Origin of the sequence: Haemophilus paraphrohaemolyticus (assembly GCF_002015045.1) — a bacterium.
GTDB lineage: Bacteria > Pseudomonadota > Gammaproteobacteria > Enterobacterales > Pasteurellaceae > Haemophilus_A > Haemophilus_A paraphrohaemolyticus.
Genome location: NZ_MUXX01000003.1, coordinates 52,749 through 70,318 on the forward strand (window position 1 = coordinate 52,749; position 17,570 = coordinate 70,318).

Here is a 17,570-nt window from a genome sequence, read left to right on the forward strand (position 1 = left end):
TATGAGTGCATTTGATAAAAAAGTTATATCTAACTCCATTTGGATTGTTGCAGAGAAAGCTGTTTCTATATTTGGTTTAATTTTCGTTAATTCTATGGTTGCCAAATATATTGGATCAGAGAATTTTGGAAAGTTAAATTTAGGTGTCAGCTTATTCGCAATAGTTCAGATATTTGCTTATTTTGGATGTCGAGATATTATTTTTCAACGAGCAAGCAGCAAAGTTTTATCCGCCTGGTCATTAATTGATAAAACCAGATACATTAGAGATGGTGCGTTTTTTATTTCTGCAATTCCAATTATTATCTACTTATATTTTTTTTCGGATTTACTAACATTTTATTTTTCTCTTGCAAGTGCGATAGCAACTTATATCGCAGTCCACGATCTATATAGCATCTATTTTAATGCTAAACTTCAGTCTTATATTAATACTATTACTAATGTAATTGGATTAGTTGTTGGATTATCTGTTAGATTTTTGATTGCTATAGCTGAATTAAATATATTGTGGCTAACACTTCCTATTATTTTGCTAACGTTAATACCATTCTTAATTAGATGGTATATGTTTTATTTTATAGAGAAAAAATCAACTTTTACTAGATTTACATCTATTTATAATAGATATTTGTTTTTTAATGGTGCAAAGTTACTGCCTTATACATTGTCAGTTGCTATTTTTACAAGATTATCTCAGCTTTTTTTATCAGCCTTAGTGGGGATGTCTGCTTTAGGTATTTACTCGGTTATTACTACAATAGGAAATGGGTTATCTGTAGTCGTATCAGCCATTGTAGCATCATTATCGGTTAGAGTTTTCTCTGAAAAAAATGATTATGAAGTAAATATTATTTTAACTAAAGCTGCTGTTGTCGTAACGATCTTATTTCTTTTATTTCTAGGATTTTTATATTTCTTTAAGGATAGAATTATTGAGTTACTTTATGGCTCTGAATATAAACTTGTAGCTGACTATCTTCCTTTATACGCTGTAACTATTTTATTTGCGACTTATTCTGGGCTATCTGAAAAATACATTCTACGATTAAAAGGGTATGACTATTTATTTAAGAAAATGATAGTATTATTAATTATCGCGATTCCTATTAGTTATACATTCATTAGTATTTTAGGATTAAAAGGTGGTATTTTATCTACTATATTGATTGAGTGTCTAACTACGACGATATTAAATTATTTCTTTAGAAAAGGGGAGATAATAAGACTACACATGTTTATAATTAAAAACTTCTTTAATATTAACATCTGGAGAATAAATATCAAATGTTAAAAATAATTATTAAACGATGCTTTAGGACTGTAAAACAAATTGTATTATTGTTAAATTTTGTATCGAAAAAAAATTGCATTGATGAAAAATGGATGCATATAAATAAAGGATTGGCAACAAAAAAAGTAGATGATATTCCTCGTATAATTTGGGTCTATTGGGATTCAAATAAAGAAAATCACTTAGTTAATTTATGTATTGAGTCTATGAAAACTCATTTTGAAGGATATCAGATGAATATTCTCAATAAAAATAATATTCAAGAGTATATTGATTTACCTGTATTTCATAAAGATTTAAAACCAGCAGGCATTTCTGACTTTATTAGATTTTCTTTATTAAAAAAATATGGCGGTATTTGGATTGATGCAAGTGTATTTTTTACTCAAAATTTAGATTGGATTTTTAGTAAAATGAATGAAGAGGGGGCTGATATTTTTCTATGCTATTCAGATGAATGCACAATAAGAAATGATTTTCCTGTTATTGATAGCTGGTTTATTATAGCACCAGCGGAACATCCATTCATTATTGATTGGTTAGAAGAATTTAAAAAAGCAATTTTTAGTGATTCTCCTACTACATATTATAATGATTATATAAATAATAAAGATATCATACAAAACATTCCAAATGTAAGCTATTTGATATGTTATGTATCAGCAATGGTAGTATTATCAAGAAAAAAATATGATATTCTGTATCTTAACTCAGGATCTAATGGACATTACTTTAATTATAAATTAGATTGGAATCGATATTTTATTTCTTTATGTGTTTTATTATATAGATTTAAAAACACTCCAACTCCAAAGTTAATTAAGTTTACTGGTTTAGTAAGATTCCCTACAGAAGCCTTATTAAAATATAAGTTTTATAATAAAAAATCTATCTTAGGTGAACTTTTTATTAAAAAAGAAAATAATAAATAACCTTATCAAAGTAAACTAAAGTTTACATTATTATAGTATATCTCATAATAAAATTATGAATTTAGGCGGTTTTATGCAATCAGTGTATATTATAGGTTCTAAAGGGATTCCTGCAAATTATGGTGGGTTTGAAACCTTTGTGGATAAATTAGTTTCTAACCAAGTAAATCAAGATATTAAGTATTATATAGCTTGTACATCAGAAAACTCTGGAAAGTCTAATTTTAATGAAAGCACTTTTGAATATAATGGCGCAACTTGTTTTAATATTAATGTACCTAGCCTTGGTCCTGCTAAAGCAATTTATTATGATATCGTTGCATTAAAATATGCTATAAATTTATCTAAAAAAAAGAGAGATAAAAATCCTATTTTCTATGTATTAGCTTGTAGAATAGGACCTTTTATTCACTATTTTAAAAAACAAATTAGTAAACTTGGTGGTAAGTTATTAGTAAATCCAGATGGACATGAATGGTTAAGAGCTAAGTGGAGCTATCCCGTGAGAAAATATTGGAAATATTCTGAATCTTTAATGGTAAAACATGCAGATTTATTGGTTTGTGATAGCAAAAATATTGAATCTTATATTAAATCAGAGTATTCAAAATATAACCCTAAAACAACATTTATAGCATACGGTACAGACCCAGAGCACTCAAAACTAACAAGCTTATCTGAAAATGTTAGAGAATGGTTTAAAAATAAAGATATTTCTGAAAATAATTATTACCTTGTTGTGGGTAGATTTGTTCCTGAGAATAACTATGAATCAATGATTAGAGAATTCATGAAATCAGATACTCAGAAGGATTTCGTACTTATTACTAACGTTGAACATAATAAGTTTTATGAACAACTAAAAAAAGAGACTTCTTTTGAGCAAGACTCCAGAGTGAAATTTGTTGGTACTGTTTACGATCAAGAATTATTAAAATATATTCGAGAAAATGCATTTGCCTATTTTCATGGGCATGAGGTTGGTGGTACAAACCCATCTTTACTTGAAGCATTATCTTCAACTAAGTTAAATTTATTATTAAATGTAGGTTTTAACCGAGAAGTAGCTGAAGATGGTGCTTTATATTGGGATAAGGATAACTTAAACCAACTTATTAACAGTTCTGAAAAGCTCGAAGATAATCAGCTATCTTTATTAGAAAAAAATGCTAAAGAAAGAGTGTTAGGGAATTATTCTTGGGAATTTATTGTATCTGAATATGAAAATTTATTTACTAAAGGTTGATTGTTAAATGATTAAAGTTTTAATTCAAAGTCGAGATAATTTCTTTACTATGCCAGGTGGAGATACAGTTCAAATTCTTAAGACCAAAGAAAATCTTGAGAAATTAGGTATTCATGTGGATATTAGTTTAGAACTTGAGCCAGATCTTACTGATTACGATTTGGTTCATCTAACAAATATAACACGAATTCATGAAACTTTTATTCAAGCTAAAAATGCAATAAGACAAAATAAAAAAATTGCTTTATCTACTATTTTTTGGCCTATGACTGATTTTGAGAAAAGAGGTCAGAAAGGTCTTAGAAAGATAATTTCTAAACTTTTATCAATAGATAATATTGAACGCCTAAAAGTACTACTTAGATTACTAAAAGGCAATACAAAATGGAATTCTGCAAGTAAAGCTTTGTTAACTACGGGCTATACAAAAATGCAGCGATTTGTCATTGATAATACAAATATTTTTCTACCGAATGCCTATTTAGAAATGGCTAAGTTAAACGACACTTTTGGATTAAACAAAGATAATTTTATTGTTGTACCCAATGCGATTGATGATGAAGTAGCTAGAAAATATTTATCTTTACCCAACAATCCTGATTTTGAAAAATTCAGAGATGCAGTCATATGTGTTGGGAGAATTGAAACAAGGAAGAATCAATTAGCTCTCATTAAAGCACTTGAAGATACAGATTATAAAGTAGTTCTTGTTGGGCAAGTTTCAGACAACTTTAAATCTTATTTTGAAGAGATTCGTAAGTATTTAGACAAAAATGACCGCTATACTTACATTGAAAAATTAGATAATGAAAGATTATATGATTTATTTAAAGTTTGTCGTGTTAGTGCATTACCTAGCTGGTTAGATACACCAGGGCTAGTAAGTATTGAAGCTGCTGTCATGGGGTGTAATTTGGCTGTAAGCAGTATTGGTACTACAACAGAATATTTTGAAGATGAAGCTTTTTATTGTTTACCTGATGATTTAAGTAGTATAAAAGAAGCCGTTGATAATGCTTTTAATAAAGAAAAAAATAATAAGTTACAGAATAAAATTTTTGCTGAATATACTTGGAAGAAAGCTGCAGAAAAAACATTAGAAGCATATCAACAAATTCTATAAAACTAGGAAAAATAAAATGAAGAAAGTAATGCTAGTATTTGGAACTAGACCAGAAGCAATAAAGATGTGTCCTTTAGCTATTGAATTAAAGAAACACCCGAATATACAAACTAAAGTATGTGTCACAGGACAGCATAGAGAAATGTTAGAACAAGTGTTAGACGTTTTCGGTATTGTTCCTGATTACGATCTATCTATTATGAAAGATAACCAAACCTTGTTTAGCATTACTACTGGCATTTTAGATAAATTAAGACCTATTTTAGAGCAAGAAAAACCTGATATTATTCTTGTTCATGGTGATACTACAACAACTTTTGCTGCATCTCTAGCAGCATTTTATCTTGGAATTAAGATCGGTCATGTGGAAGCAGGGTTAAGAACTTATAATCTACAAAGCCCATTCCCCGAGGAATTTAATCGTCAAGCTGTATCTATTATTGCTAATTATAATTTTGCACCAACTGAAATTGCTAAAAATAATTTAATTTCAGAAGGAGTAAGCACCAATACAATTTTTGTTACTGGTAATACAGCAATAGATGCCTTAAAAACTACAGTTAGAAAAGACTATCAACACCCGCTATTTGAATGGCTAGATAATTCTAAATTAATTTTGATTACTGCCCATAGGAGGGAAAACTTAGGTATTCCTATGGAAAATATGTTTCGTGCAATAAAACGGGTACTTGATGAAAATCCTGATGTAAAAGCGATCTATCCTATTCATAAGAATCCTAGAGTACGAAATATAGCCAATGATATTTTTGGAGATAATCCTACTAATATCAAAATTATTGAACCTTTAGAGGTATTAGATTTTCATAACTTTATGAATAAAAGTTATCTTATTCTTACCGATTCAGGTGGAATACAGGAAGAAGCTCCCTCTTTAGGAAAACCAGTGTTGGTTATGCGTGATACAACTGAACGCCCTGAAGGTATTTCTGCAGGAACATTAAAATTAGTTGGTACGGACGAAAGTTCAATTTATAAACATTTCACTTTGTTACTAACGAATTCAACTGAGTATGTAAAAATGAGCCAAGCAAGCAATCCTTACGGAGATGGCACGGCAAGTCAGAAAATTGCAAAAATTATATCAGAGACAAATTAATGAAAAACGATAAAATTGATTTTGTTGTAACTTGGGTTGATGGTAACGATCCTAAATGGAAATCTGAAAAAGAAAAACACTTTTTTAATATAAATAAAACTCTAAACTCTGATGCTCGATTTCGAGATTGGGATATTTTTAAATATTGGTTCCGAGCGGTTGAGAAGTATGCTCCTTGGGTCAATAAGATTTTTCTAATCACAGAAGGACATATTCCAGATTGGTTGAATTTAGAACATCCTAAGTTAATTCATATTAAACATTCTGATTATATAGATTCTCAATATCTGCCTACGTTTAATTCTAATGTTATTGAATTAAATATACTAAATATTAAAGATTTATCAGATAAATTTGTATTGTTTAATGATGATACATTTATTAATAGCAAAGTTACAGCAGAAGATTTCTTTACTAATAATGGACTTCCCAAAGATTTAGGGATATTTAGTCCTATAGTACCTAAATTTGGGGGAATCGCTTCAACGGTATTAAATAATCTAGAAATTATCAATAAATACTTTAATCAAAGGGAAATCTTAAAGAAAAACTTTAAGAAATTTTTTAATCTCTATTACGGGAAGCACTTAATTAAGAATTTATGTACATTGCCTTGGAAACCCGTATTAGGATATTATGATGCCCATCTTCCTGTATCCTATGATAAAAATTATTTTAATAAAGTATTTGAATTAGAGAAAGAACAGTTTAATAAGACATTTGAAACTAAATTTAGAGAAAAAACGAATGTTAATCACTGGTTAATACGTTACTGGCAATTATCTGAAGGTTTCTTTTCACCTAGAAATATTAATTTTGGTAGATATTATGATATTTCAGATGAACTATTTAATATTCTATTAGATATTAGGAACTCAAAGCATAAATTAATATGTTTGAACGATGGGAATGATCTTCCTAATTTCGATTCTGCTAAGGAAAACCTAATAAAAGAATTCGAAAAAAAATATAACATTAAATCTTTATTTGAGAAATAATATGAATGATTTATCTATAATAATCCTTAATTATAATAGTTTTTTTGATACAAAAAAATGCGTTAAAAATCTCTTATCATTTAAATCAGATTTTAGAATAATTATTGTTGATAATTGTTCTACTGATAACTCATTTATAGAACTTAAAACTTATTTCTCAGTAGAACTAGATAATAATCTAATTGATTTGATACAAACAGATAGAAACGGCGGTTATAGTTACGGGAACAACTATGGCATAATTTATTCTAAAAATAAATATCAAAGTAAATATATCGCCATATTAAACCCTGATATCTTCTTACCTAATATTTCTAATCTAACAGAGTTAAAGAAAGTTCTTAAAGAGAATGACGATATAGCTTTAGTTGGAGGCTGTACTATCGAAAATAAAACATTTTCTCTAGAAAAATCAGCGTGGAATATACCAAATTGGAAGGATGTTGTTTTAGATAGAGCATTGTTTTTACCTAAGAAGATAACACAATTAACTGTAATTAAGGATAACATTGGCCTAACGGAATGTATTGTAGGCTGTTTTTTTATGATAAAAGAAGATATCTTTAAGCAAGTAGGCTATTTTGACGAAAATGTTTTCTTATATAACGAAGAAAATATTTTGGGCATAAAGCTAAGAAAATATGGTTATAAAGCAGCAGTTATTTTAGATCAATATTATTATCATAATCATAATTTCTCGAAAGATAAAAATAAAACATTATTAAATAAAATGAAAATGCTAGGAATTAGATTTACTTCTAGGAAGTATTTAATATCAACTTATTACTCTAGCATACTTATCCCTTTCTTATTTTTAGTTGAATTTATAAATGGTTCTAAGATTGCTCTAGGACATATAAAATGGAAGATTTTAAGAAGATAAATACTATATAATCTTATAAAAATATTATTCATAAATAACTAGTATAAGACTGATAAAATGAAAGCTCTAATAGTATTCCTATTTTTTATATTTATAATTCTTCTTTACTTATTCTTTTATAAGAAAAAGAATAACATATTACTTATAATCCCCATTATCTCCTGCTTTAATTTCTTAGTGCCATTTTCTGATTCAGAATACTATATGGCTGGGTTAGCATCAAAATTTAGTGTAGATAGTACAGCAATAGCATTACTCTCTATTCTAGTATATTTTCTCATGATAAAAAATATAAAAAAAGACTTTTTGTATTTTGTAATTTTTCTACTAGTGATCTATCCATTATACCAGTTATACACATTAGATCTAATAATCGATTTACCAAAATATGTTGGAAGTTATTCAATTTTATTATCTATTTTTTTATGTTATTTTATTGCATTTAATGTAGCTTATGATACTTATTTCGTAAACAAGTTTCTTTCATTTATCAATTATACTGCTATATATAATGGAATAATCTCTATTATGCAGATTATTACAAAAAAGAGTTTGTTATTTAATTATTGGGATGGTTCTATCTTATATACAGTTGGCGGAACTAATAGTTATAGAGCTATAGGAATCATAGGCTCCAATAATGCTGCTGGTAATTTAGGAGCATTACTATTTACAATTTGTTGTTTTAATTTTATTAAATCAAAGGATAGAATATCTTTAGTTGCCTGTATACTTTCAGTAATTGCTATTGCATTATCTCAAACAAGGGTTGCAATGCTAGCTTTGGTAATAGTTTTTATATTATTTTCTATTTATAAAGCTTTCAAGTTTGATTTTAAAATTAAGAAGAGAAACATATATATTGGAATTATGCTAATAACTATTATTAGTATAGCGACTTACCTTTTTGGATATAGTGTTTATGAGGAATTATTTATAAATAGAGGAAATACTGAATCATCTAGAATAGTCCAATTTGCAGAGGTTTTTGATAATGCTGTTTTAAAACATCCTATATGGGGAATAGGTTTAGGTCAGTGGAGAGCTTATATGTATTATACATATGATGTAATTGATCTGTATATACATTCTCAATATCTAAACGTATTAGCCGAACAAGGTGTAATATCTTTTTTGGTATTTGTTTTTATTAACCTATATCCATTATATAAAATATTAATCAGTAACTATTTAAGTTTAAATTATAGGGTATTAGCACTTTTTCTCTTTATAGTTAATATCATCGTATCAAATGCTAATCCTAATCAGTTTTATTTGCTAAATAATATATTTTACTATATGGTTATATTTATGGTATATGGTATGTCTAAACAGACTAGTAAATAGGTCATTTTTAATTGTTAAAATAGATACATTAGTTCCAACCTATTGCTTGAGATGAGAATTATATAATGAGAAGAAATTTACATATTATTTTATTGCTTTTATCTGATATATTTTTTATTTTTATATCTATACTATTAGCTATATCAATCAGGAAGCTTCTAAATGTTTTTTTTGATCTTCCCAATGTTAATTATTCTTATATAACATTCTTGAATATATATATTATTTTGATAGCTATTCTTGCTTTTGAAGGTGTTTATACAAAACGTTTTGACTTCTGGCACGAGACCAAAATAATAATCAGATCCTCAATTCTTTCTTTTATTATTATTTTTGCTAATCTAGCACTGGAACAAAATACTAATTTTTATTCTAGAACTGGTTTGTTATTTATCTTCATTATATCAGCTTTAATCTTACCTATTTCAAAGTTTTATATTAAAAGACTTCTTTTTAGATTTGATGTATGGAAAAAAATAGCAACAGTTATCAGTGAAAATGTAGATTTTAAGAGCCAATTATTTGACGATCCATATTTAGGATATGTTCGAGCAACTGGATTACAACGAGGAATAATATTCATAGATGGTCAAACAATAGGGAAAGAGAAATTAGATAAAATTATAGAAAGCAATCTAAGAAATAGTAGAGAAATTGTTTTTACTCCTGTTTTAAATGGGTATGACTTTTCCAATTCCTATATTTATAACATGTTCAACTCTAGAACTAATATTTTTACTTTAGAAAATGAACTGTTAGTTAAACGTAATCAGGTTTGTAAAATGTTTTTAGATTACACACTTGTTATAATGTCAATGCCAATTTGGCTACCTGTATTACTTATTATTGCAGGAATTATAAAGAAAGAAGACCCAAATGGAGGTGTTTTATTTAAGCAGGAAAGATTAGGTAAAAACGGAAAAGTCTTTACTTGTTATAAATTCCGTTCCATGTATACTGATCACTCATTTATGGAAGCATGGCTTAAAGAACACCCAGAAGAAAAAGAATATTATGATAAATATCATAAATACATCAATGATCCTCGGGTTACAAGAATCGGAAATATTCTCAGAAAAACCTCTTTAGATGAATTGCCACAGCTCATTAATGTGTTAAAAGGCGAAATGAGCTTAGTTGGACCTCGTCCTTATATGGTAACTGAAAAAGAAGATATTGGTCAGAAATCTCATCTTGTGCTTGCAGTAAAACCAGGTATTACTGGAATATGGCAAGTCAGCGGTCGAAGTGATGTTGATTTTGATAACCGTGTTGAAATGGATATTTGGTATATGAAGAATTGGTCTTTATGGAATGACATTGTTATTCTATTAAAAACAATTGGTACTGTTTTAGGGCGTGGTGGAGCACGTTAATAATATAAGGATAAATTATTTTATGAAAATTTTAGTCACAGGCGGGGCAGGCTTTATCGGCTCTGCAGTTGTTCGCCATATTATTGCAAACACACAGGATAGCGTAGTTAACGTAGATAAATTAACCTATGCAGGGAATTTAGAATCTCTCGAATCTGTAGAAAATAATCCACGCTACGCTTTTGAACAAGTGGATATTTGTGATGCAAAAGCACTTGCTCGTGTCTTTGAACAACACCAACCTGATGCAGTTATGCACTTAGCGGCAGAAAGCCACGTTGACCGTTCTATTGATGGGCCTGCGGCGTTTATTGAGACCAATATCGTTGGCACTTATACTTTATTAGAAGCGGCTCGTGCTTATTGGAATACCTTAAGCGATGAGAAAAAACCTGCATTCCGTTTCCACCACATTTCAACCGATGAAGTGTATGGTGATTTAGAAGGGACAGATGATCTCTTTACTGAAACCACCTCTTACGCACCAAGCAGCCCTTATTCAGCTTCAAAAGCCTCAAGCGATCATTTAGTTCGTGCGTGGTTGCGTACTTATGGCTTGCCAACGATTGTGACCAACTGTTCAAACAACTATGGTCCATTCCACTTCCCAGAAAAATTGATCCCACTAATGATCTTAAATGCGTTAGATGGTAAACCGCTTCCTGTATATGGTAACGGTCAACAAATTCGCGATTGGCTATTCGTTGAAGATCACGCACGTGCGTTATATAAAGTGGTTACAGAAGGTGAAGTAGGTGAAACCTATAACATCGGTGGGCACAATGAAAAAGCTAACATTGATGTCGTTCGCACTATCTGTGCCTTATTAGAAGAGCTAGTGCCAAATAAACCAGCAGATGTAACGAAATATGAAGATTTAATCACTTATGTGAAAGATCGCCCAGGTCACGATGTGCGCTATGCGATTGATGCCGCTAAAATCGGTCGTGAATTAGGCTGGAAACCACAAGAAACCTTTGAATCTGGTATTCGCAAAACCGTGGAATGGTATCTAAACAACAAAAAATGGTGGAGTCGCGTGTTAGATGGTTCTTATAACCGTGAGCGTTTGGGTAGTCAATAATTTTACAAGCGGTTAGGTTTTAGTACTTTTTGGCAAAAACAGAGCAAAAACTAACCGCACTTTAAAAAGGATCTCTATGAAAGGCATTATCCTCGCAGGCGGTTCTGGAACTCGCCTTTATCCTATTACGCGTGGCGTATCTAAACAGCTTCTGCCTGTTTATGACAAGCCTATGATTTATTATCCGCTTTCTGTTTTGATGCTAGCGGGTATTCGTGACATTCTTATCATCACAACACCAGAAGATAACGAAAGTTTTAAACGCTTGTTAGGCGATGGTCGTGATTTTGGCGTAAATTTACAATATGCTATTCAACCAAGCCCAGATGGTTTAGCACAAGCGTTTCTCATCGGCGAAGAATTTATCAACGGCGATAGCTGCTGTTTGGTATTGGGAGACAACATTTTCTACGGTCAGCATTTCTCTCAAATGTTGCAAGAAGCAGTTGCACAACCTCAGGGTGCAACAGTATTCGGGTATCTTGTAAAAGATCCTGAGCGTTTTGGTGTTGTTGAATTTGATGAAAACTTCAAAGCCGTTTCAATCGAAGAAAAACCAATTCAACCAAAATCTAACTATGCCGTAACAGGTTTATATTTCTATGATAACCGCGTAGTGGATTTTGCAAAACAAGTCAAACCATCGGCGCGTGGTGAATTAGAAATTACCACATTAAATGAAATGTATCTAAAAGACGGTTCGTTAAACGTGCAATTACTTGGACGTGGTTTTGCGTGGTTAGATACGGGTACACATGAGAGTTTACACGAAGCTGCTTCTTTCGTGCGTACCATTGAAAATGTACAAGGCTTGCAAGTCGCTTGTTTAGAAGAAATTGCATGGCGTAACGGCTGGTTAACCTATGAACAAGTCGAAGCATTGGCAAAACCAATGGCGAAAAACGAATATGGTCAATACCTCCTTCATTTAATCAAAGAGGGCAAATAAAATGGCGAAGTTTTTGATTACGGGGGCCAAAGGGCAAGTCGGTTACTGTTTAACGCAGCAATTACAAGGTAAACACGAAATTTTAGCAGTTGACCGTGATGAGCTTGATATTACCGATCAAAGTGTGGTAAAAAATGCAGTTGAAAATTTCCGTCCAGATGTAATTATCAATGCCGCTGCACACACCGCAGTGGATCGCGCAGAAACAGAAATAGAGCTTTCTGAAGCCATTAATGTAAAAGGTCCACAATACTTGGCAGAAGCTGCAAAAAATGTGGGGGCAGCTATTTTACATATCTCAACTGACTACGTTTTTGATGGACAGCGAGAAGGCAAATATAAAGAAACAGACGCAACGGAACCGCAGGGGGTTTACGGCAAAACTAAACTTGCAGGCGAACAAGCCGTTGCAAACTCAAACGATAAATTTATCGTATTACGCACTGCTTGGGTATTTGGTGAACACGGCAATAACTTCGTGAAAACGATGTTACGTTTGGCAAAAACTCGCGATACATTAGGGGTCGTAGCAGACCAAATTGGCGGACCTACCTATTCAGGTGATATTGCAGCAAGCTTAATTCAAATTGCAGAAAAAATTATTGCTGGCGAAGATGTTCAATATGGCATTTACCATTTCACAGGTGAACCTTATATAAGCTGGTGTGATTTTGCAAAAGCCATTTTTGATGAAGCGGTTTCGCAAAATGTGTTAGAAAAATCACCGCTCGTGAATGCTATTACCACAGCAGATTACCCAACACCAGCCAAACGACCTGCCAATTCTTGCTTAGATTTAACTAAAATCCAACAAGTGTTTGGCATTCAACCAAGCGATTGGAAAAAAGCATTGAAAAATATTCAAGCATATGCGGAGTAAAAATGAAAGTTATTGATACCAAAATCCCCGAAGTAAAATTATTAGAGCCACAAGTATTTGGCGACGAACGCGGATTCTTTATGGAAACCTTCCGTGATGAATGGTTTAAAAAAAATGTTGCAGACCGTATTTTTGTACAAGAAAACCATTCAAAATCAGTTAAAGGCGTATTGCGTGGGTTACATTACCAAACTGAAAACACGCAAGGTAAATTAGTGCGTGTTGTTTCAGGTGCTGTATTTGATGTGGCTGTGGATATGCGTGAAGGCTCTCCAACTTTTGGGCAATGGGTGGGTGAAATTTTATCTGCTGAAAACAAACGTCAATTATGGGTGCCAGAAGGCTTTGCTCACGGTTTTTATGTATTAACAGATGAGGCTGAATTTACTTATAAATGCACTGATTACTATAATCCAAAAGCAGAACACTCTCTTATTTGGAATGATGAAGCAGTTGGTATTGAATGGCCATTAAAAGGTGAACCTAGCCTATCAATGAAAGATTTAGCCGGAAAAACATTACTGGATTCTGTAAAATTTATATACCTAGATAATTTTTCAAAATGACGTTAATGCAATTATGTTTTCCTTACTAAGTTATAAAATATAATACAAGTGAAAAAATAAAATATACTACCTGAATTGTGAGTTAAGAATGATTGGCTTGTAAAAAAGAATAGGTGGGAAATAATATGTGTAACACCTAAAATAGCAATGCATTTTATTTCTAAATTTGGGGTGTTTAAATTTTTAATAAAGAAAAATATTGGAGTTAGAATAATCAGGATTAATGCTATAAATCCAACTAAACCACGTTTCACCCAAGATTCTAAATATTGATTATGTAAACTTCCAAAATTTAAAGTGGTTTCAGCCATTTGTTTAGACTTTACTTGTTTATGTCTAAACTCCTCGTATCCATTACTCCCATGGCCAAAGATAGGCGCTTCCTTTATAGCAATTAAGGCATTTTCCCACATGTCAAATCTGGCACCTAATGAGGTATTTCTATTGTTTTTTTCTAAATAGCTAACAATATCTGATTTTTCTGCATTATATCGTTTTTCAAACTGTTTTATAGCAACTATTTTGTCTACTATGCCAAAAATTCCTCAATCTCCTTCGGTATCAGCTTCGGGCTTGGCACAAAAATCTGCTTATGCCGTTGCAACTCACCTTTTTCTAGTACGATGCTACTTTTCGGGACTTTAAACAATTTGCTGAGATATTTAAGCAGATGAGCATTTGCCGCACCATCCACGGGCGGGGATGTGATGGCGATTTTTAACTCACCATCATGTAAGCCGATAATTTGATCTCGGCTGGCTTTCGGTTGCAGGAAAATGCGCAACCGAATGCCATCAGGATTTTCTACTTTTTCGACGGCTCGCATTACGCAATTGCCCACAATACGCTGAAGATCTTATAGAATACGTTGTTAAGCAAAATTAACACAAAGCCAAGAACCATTACAGAGAAATCTAACATTCCCGTGCGAGGTAAGATACGGCGGATAATGCCTAAAACGGGTTCGGTAATTTGTGCCACCATATAATCAAGCGGGTGGTTGCCTTGAGTTACCCAGCTCATTAACGCTCGGATCAAGGTGGTAAAGAAAAGAATTTGCCCGAAGGTTTTAACCACGCCTAATACACCCGCTAATACAGCAAGCGGAACAGATAAACCGAAAACAATCCATTTTTCCGCCATCAGTAATACTACCGCCAATAAAATTGCTGCGAAGTTAATGCCTTTGCGGGTTGGGATGACTTTTTTGATTGGAGCAAGCACGGGTTCACTCATTCTCAATAATGATTGTGAAAGTGGCATTCGAGGATCGACTCGGCAAAATTCTAGCCAGGAGCGCAGAATTAAAATAAAGGTAAAAAAGCCGATAATGACCGACAAAATTGAACCGATTATTTCCATTTTATTTCCTTTTATTTTTTAGTTCTTGATATAAGTAAGCGGTCAATTTCTGTAAAACTTTTGCAAAAATTGACCGCTTGAGATGAAAATACTTAATTAAGCTTCTGCTGGGAAATCCCACCAAATATCGAATAATTCACTTACTTGTACATTTTGTAAGCCATTATTTTCTAACCAAGTTTTTACTAATTGGCGGTGTGATTCATCACATTTCCCAATTTTTTCTAAGCACACTAAACCTTCCCAAGCGAGGTAGCCGTTGCCTTCATAAGCAAGACAGTTTGCTTTGATCACTTCATCGATAAAACGATCAACTATTGCATCAATTTGGTCAATACCAGTGCCTTCCGCAAAGTTAAATTTTACTAAAAAGCCCAATTCTTGGAATTCTGCTAAGTGCATTTTTTTACGCTGACGCGCGTTACGTTGAATAGCCATATTTTTCTCCTTATGGTGTATTCGTTTGAAATTGGTGAAACTTGAATGGGCAAAAGATGGTTACATTTTGCGATTTTTCAAGCCTTTTTCACCGCTTGTTTATTATTTTTTTAGGAAATATAAATCCCAAACACCGTGACCGAGGCGATGTCCGCGCTCTTCGAATTTAGTCAATGGACGGAAATCAGGGCGAGGAATAAAATCATTCGTTGCCGAAGTGTTCTCTAATTCATTTTCAAATTGGCGTAAAACTTCAAGCATATGTTCTGCGTAGTTTTCCCAGTCCGTTGCAAAATGGATAAAACTATTCGGACGAAGTTTGGTTAAAACGCGAGTAATGAAAGCGGGTTGCACGATGCGGCGCTTGTGGTGCTTTGCTTTCTGCCACGGATCAGGGAAATAAAGTTGCAAGCCGCCAAGTGCACCATCTGCGATGCTATCACGTAGGATTTCGGTGGCATCGTGGCAAATTACACGCAAGTTTTTCACGCCTTTTTCTAACGCATAGGCAATACAAGCCCCCACTCCAGGTGTGTGAACTTCAATTCCTATGTAGTTGCGATCTGGATTTTGCTCTGCCATTTCGACTAATGAACGCCCCATTCCGAAGCCGATTTCGAGAATAACGGGGTTACTGTTGCCGAAAATAGCTTGGAAATCGAACGGGGTATTTTGATAATCTAAGCCGAGATTTGCCCAGTTATTGTTCATCATATCGCGTTGATAGTCGCTCAAACGCCCTGTGCGTAACACAAAACTACGCACTTTACGTAAGTATCGGCCATCTTCGGTAAATTCCGCTTGCTCAACGGTTTTACGTTTTTTATCTGCAAAAGTAATTTTTTCTGACATGTTTATACTCAATAAAAAAGCACTGAAAATTCAGTACTTTTTATATATCGTAGGGTGTGTGAATTTGAAAAATTCACGCACGATTGCAAGAAAATAACCAGAATCAACCGCTTGCGTACATGAACGTTGTTCACACCCTACAAAAATTATTAAAACCGCACTAATGCCGAACCCCAAGTCCAGCCACCGCCGAAAGCTTCGAGCAATAATAGTTGTCCACGTTGAATACGTCCATCGCGCACGGCTTCATCTAATGCCACAGGAATGGTTGCCGCACTGGTGTTGCCGTAGCGATCCACCGTAACCACCACTTGGTCTAACGACATCTCTAATTTTTCTGCGGTTGCGGTAATGATGCGTAAATTCGCTTGGTGAGGCACAAGCCAATCTAATTCGCTTTTATCTAAATTATTTTCGCGTAATGTTTCTTCCACTACGTTTGAAAGTTCACGCACCGCGAGTTTGAAAGTTGCGTTGCCTTGCATCGAGATAAATCCTGAATTCGCCTCACCACGTTCAGCATTTGGTAACACAAGCGATTCTTTAGTGTCAGCTGAAGCATGTAAATGGGTCGAGATAATGCCTTGTTCTTCGCTTGCCTCTAAAATGACTGCACCTGCACCATCACCGAAAAGCACCACTGTGCTGCGGTCAGTTTCGTCTAATTTGCGAGAGTTGAGGTCAGCTCCCACCACTAACGCCTTTTTCACTTTGCCTGTGCGGACGAATTGATCGGCGACGCTTAATGCATACACAAAACCTGTGCAAGCGGCTGCGACATCAAATGAAATCGCATCGTCAATGCCAAGCAAGCCTTGGATTTGGCAAGCAGCACTTGGGTAAGCATGTGAGTTGCTGGTTGTGCCAACCACAATTAAATCGATCTCTTGTGGATCTAAATTGGCTTGAGCCAAACATTGTTTCGCCGCTTCAAAACCCATTGTTGCCACTGTTTCATCTGCGGCAGCGATACGGCGTTCTTTCATTCCTGAACGGGTAACAATCCACTCATCTGAAGTATCCACCATCTTTTCTAAATCAGCATTAGTTCGAACTTGCTTAGGTAAATAACTCCCTGTCGCTAAAATTTTGCTGTTCATATTTTGTTCTCAACGATATTTTT

At 33.0% G+C, this 17,570-nt stretch carries 18 protein-coding genes and 1 pseudogene; 13 read left to right on the top strand and 6 right to left on the bottom strand.

The features are described from left to right. The first annotated feature begins 1 nt into the window (after nt 1). From B0184_RS02510 to rfbC, 13 genes are all read left to right on the top strand, one after another. Nucleotides 2–1,294: an oligosaccharide flippase family protein gene (locus tag B0184_RS02510; RefSeq protein WP_005709471.1), complete on the top strand. Its 1,293-nt coding sequence runs from the start codon at nt 2–4 to the stop codon at nt 1,292–1,294. Continuing rightward, on the top strand, nt 1,288–2,226 hold the full coding sequence (locus B0184_RS02515) for a glycosyltransferase family 32 protein (protein ID WP_005709418.1): 939 nt from the start codon (nt 1,288–1,290) through the stop codon (nt 2,224–2,226). The genes B0184_RS02510 and B0184_RS02515 overlap by 7 nt, the downstream gene beginning before the upstream one ends. A 73-nt stretch (nt 2,227–2,299) precedes the next feature. Then, nucleotides 2,300–3,472, top strand: a complete 1,173-nt coding sequence (gene cps2T / locus B0184_RS02520) for a beta 1-4 rhamnosyltransferase Cps2T (protein ID WP_039851544.1) — start codon at nt 2,300–2,302, stop codon at nt 3,470–3,472. Nucleotides 3,473–3,479: 7 nt separating this feature from the next. Beyond that, a complete protein-coding gene (locus B0184_RS02525) occupies nt 3,480–4,595 on the top strand; it encodes a glycosyltransferase (protein ID WP_005709440.1) in 1,116 nt (371 codons plus the stop codon). A 16-nt stretch (nt 4,596–4,611) separates the two neighbouring features. Further along, complete coding sequence (gene wecB, locus B0184_RS02530; RefSeq protein ID WP_005709483.1) at nt 4,612–5,712, top strand: non-hydrolyzing UDP-N-acetylglucosamine 2-epimerase; 1,101 nt, start codon at nt 4,612–4,614, stop codon at nt 5,710–5,712. Continuing rightward, nucleotides 5,712–6,710 (top strand): stealth family protein, encoded by a 999-nt coding sequence (locus tag B0184_RS02535; RefSeq protein WP_005709389.1) that lies wholly within the window; start codon nt 5,712–5,714, stop codon nt 6,708–6,710. The genes wecB and B0184_RS02535 overlap by 1 nt, the downstream gene beginning before the upstream one ends. A gap of 1 nt (nt 6,711) precedes the next feature. Beyond that, nucleotides 6,712–7,593: a glycosyltransferase gene (locus B0184_RS02540; RefSeq protein ID WP_005709401.1), complete on the top strand. Its 882-nt coding sequence runs from the start codon at nt 6,712–6,714 to the stop codon at nt 7,591–7,593. A gap of 204 nt (nt 7,594–7,797) precedes the next feature. Continuing rightward, the gene (locus tag B0184_RS02545; RefSeq protein WP_157779387.1) at nt 7,798–8,940 is read left to right on the top strand and encodes an O-antigen ligase family protein; all 1,143 of its coding nucleotides are present in this window, start codon (nt 7,798–7,800) and stop codon (nt 8,938–8,940) included. A 65-nt stretch (nt 8,941–9,005) separates the two neighbouring features. After that, nucleotides 9,006–10,316, top strand: a complete 1,311-nt coding sequence (locus B0184_RS02550; protein ID WP_005709437.1) for a sugar transferase — start codon at nt 9,006–9,008, stop codon at nt 10,314–10,316. Nucleotides 10,317–10,338: 22 nt separating this feature from the next. Next, entirely contained in the window at nt 10,339–11,400 is a 1,062-nt protein-coding gene (gene rffG / locus B0184_RS02555; RefSeq protein WP_005709516.1) for a dTDP-glucose 4,6-dehydratase, read from the top strand. A 76-nt stretch (nt 11,401–11,476) separates the two neighbouring features. After that, complete coding sequence (rfbA, locus tag B0184_RS02560) at nt 11,477–12,349, top strand: glucose-1-phosphate thymidylyltransferase RfbA (RefSeq protein WP_005709495.1); 873 nt, start codon at nt 11,477–11,479, stop codon at nt 12,347–12,349. Nucleotide 12,350: 1 nt separating this feature from the next. Then, nucleotides 12,351–13,229: a dTDP-4-dehydrorhamnose reductase gene (gene rfbD / locus B0184_RS02565; protein ID WP_005709411.1), complete on the top strand. Its 879-nt coding sequence runs from the start codon at nt 12,351–12,353 to the stop codon at nt 13,227–13,229. 2 nt (nt 13,230–13,231) lie between these two features. Next, nucleotides 13,232–13,795: a dTDP-4-dehydrorhamnose 3,5-epimerase gene (gene rfbC, locus B0184_RS02570; protein WP_005709447.1), complete on the top strand. Its 564-nt coding sequence runs from the start codon at nt 13,232–13,234 to the stop codon at nt 13,793–13,795. Between the two features lie 11 nt (nt 13,796–13,806). Here rfbC and B0184_RS02575 read toward each other — a convergent pair. From B0184_RS02575 to B0184_RS02600, 6 genes and pseudogenes are all read right to left on the bottom strand, one after another. Next, a pseudogene (locus tag B0184_RS02575) lies at nt 13,807–14,295 on the bottom strand (O-antigen ligase family protein); the annotation flags it as partial. A gap of 29 nt (nt 14,296–14,324) precedes the next feature. Continuing rightward, nucleotides 14,325–14,621 carry a DUF167 family protein YggU gene (gene yggU, locus B0184_RS02580; protein WP_005709538.1) on the bottom strand — a complete coding sequence of 99 codons (297 nt, stop codon included), beginning with the start codon at nt 14,619–14,621 and terminating at the stop codon, nt 14,325–14,327. Beyond that, nucleotides 14,621–15,157, bottom strand: coding sequence for a YggT family protein (locus tag B0184_RS02585; protein WP_005709451.1), 537 nt, complete (start codon nt 15,155–15,157; stop codon nt 14,621–14,623). Before B0184_RS02585 ends, yggU begins: the two co-directional genes overlap by 1 nt. Nucleotides 15,158–15,253: 96 nt before the next feature. Further along, nucleotides 15,254–15,595 (bottom strand): YggL family protein, encoded by a 342-nt coding sequence (locus tag B0184_RS02590; RefSeq protein WP_005709545.1) that lies wholly within the window; start codon nt 15,593–15,595, stop codon nt 15,254–15,256. Between the two features lie 102 nt (nt 15,596–15,697). Beyond that, nucleotides 15,698–16,447, bottom strand: a complete 750-nt coding sequence (gene trmB / locus B0184_RS02595; RefSeq protein ID WP_005709540.1) for a tRNA (guanosine(46)-N7)-methyltransferase TrmB — start codon at nt 16,445–16,447, stop codon at nt 15,698–15,700. Between the two features lie 149 nt (nt 16,448–16,596). After that, nucleotides 16,597–17,547 (bottom strand): beta-ketoacyl-ACP synthase III, encoded by a 951-nt coding sequence (locus tag B0184_RS02600; protein ID WP_005709456.1) that lies wholly within the window; start codon nt 17,545–17,547, stop codon nt 16,597–16,599. Nucleotides 17,548–17,570 lie beyond the last annotated feature (23 nt).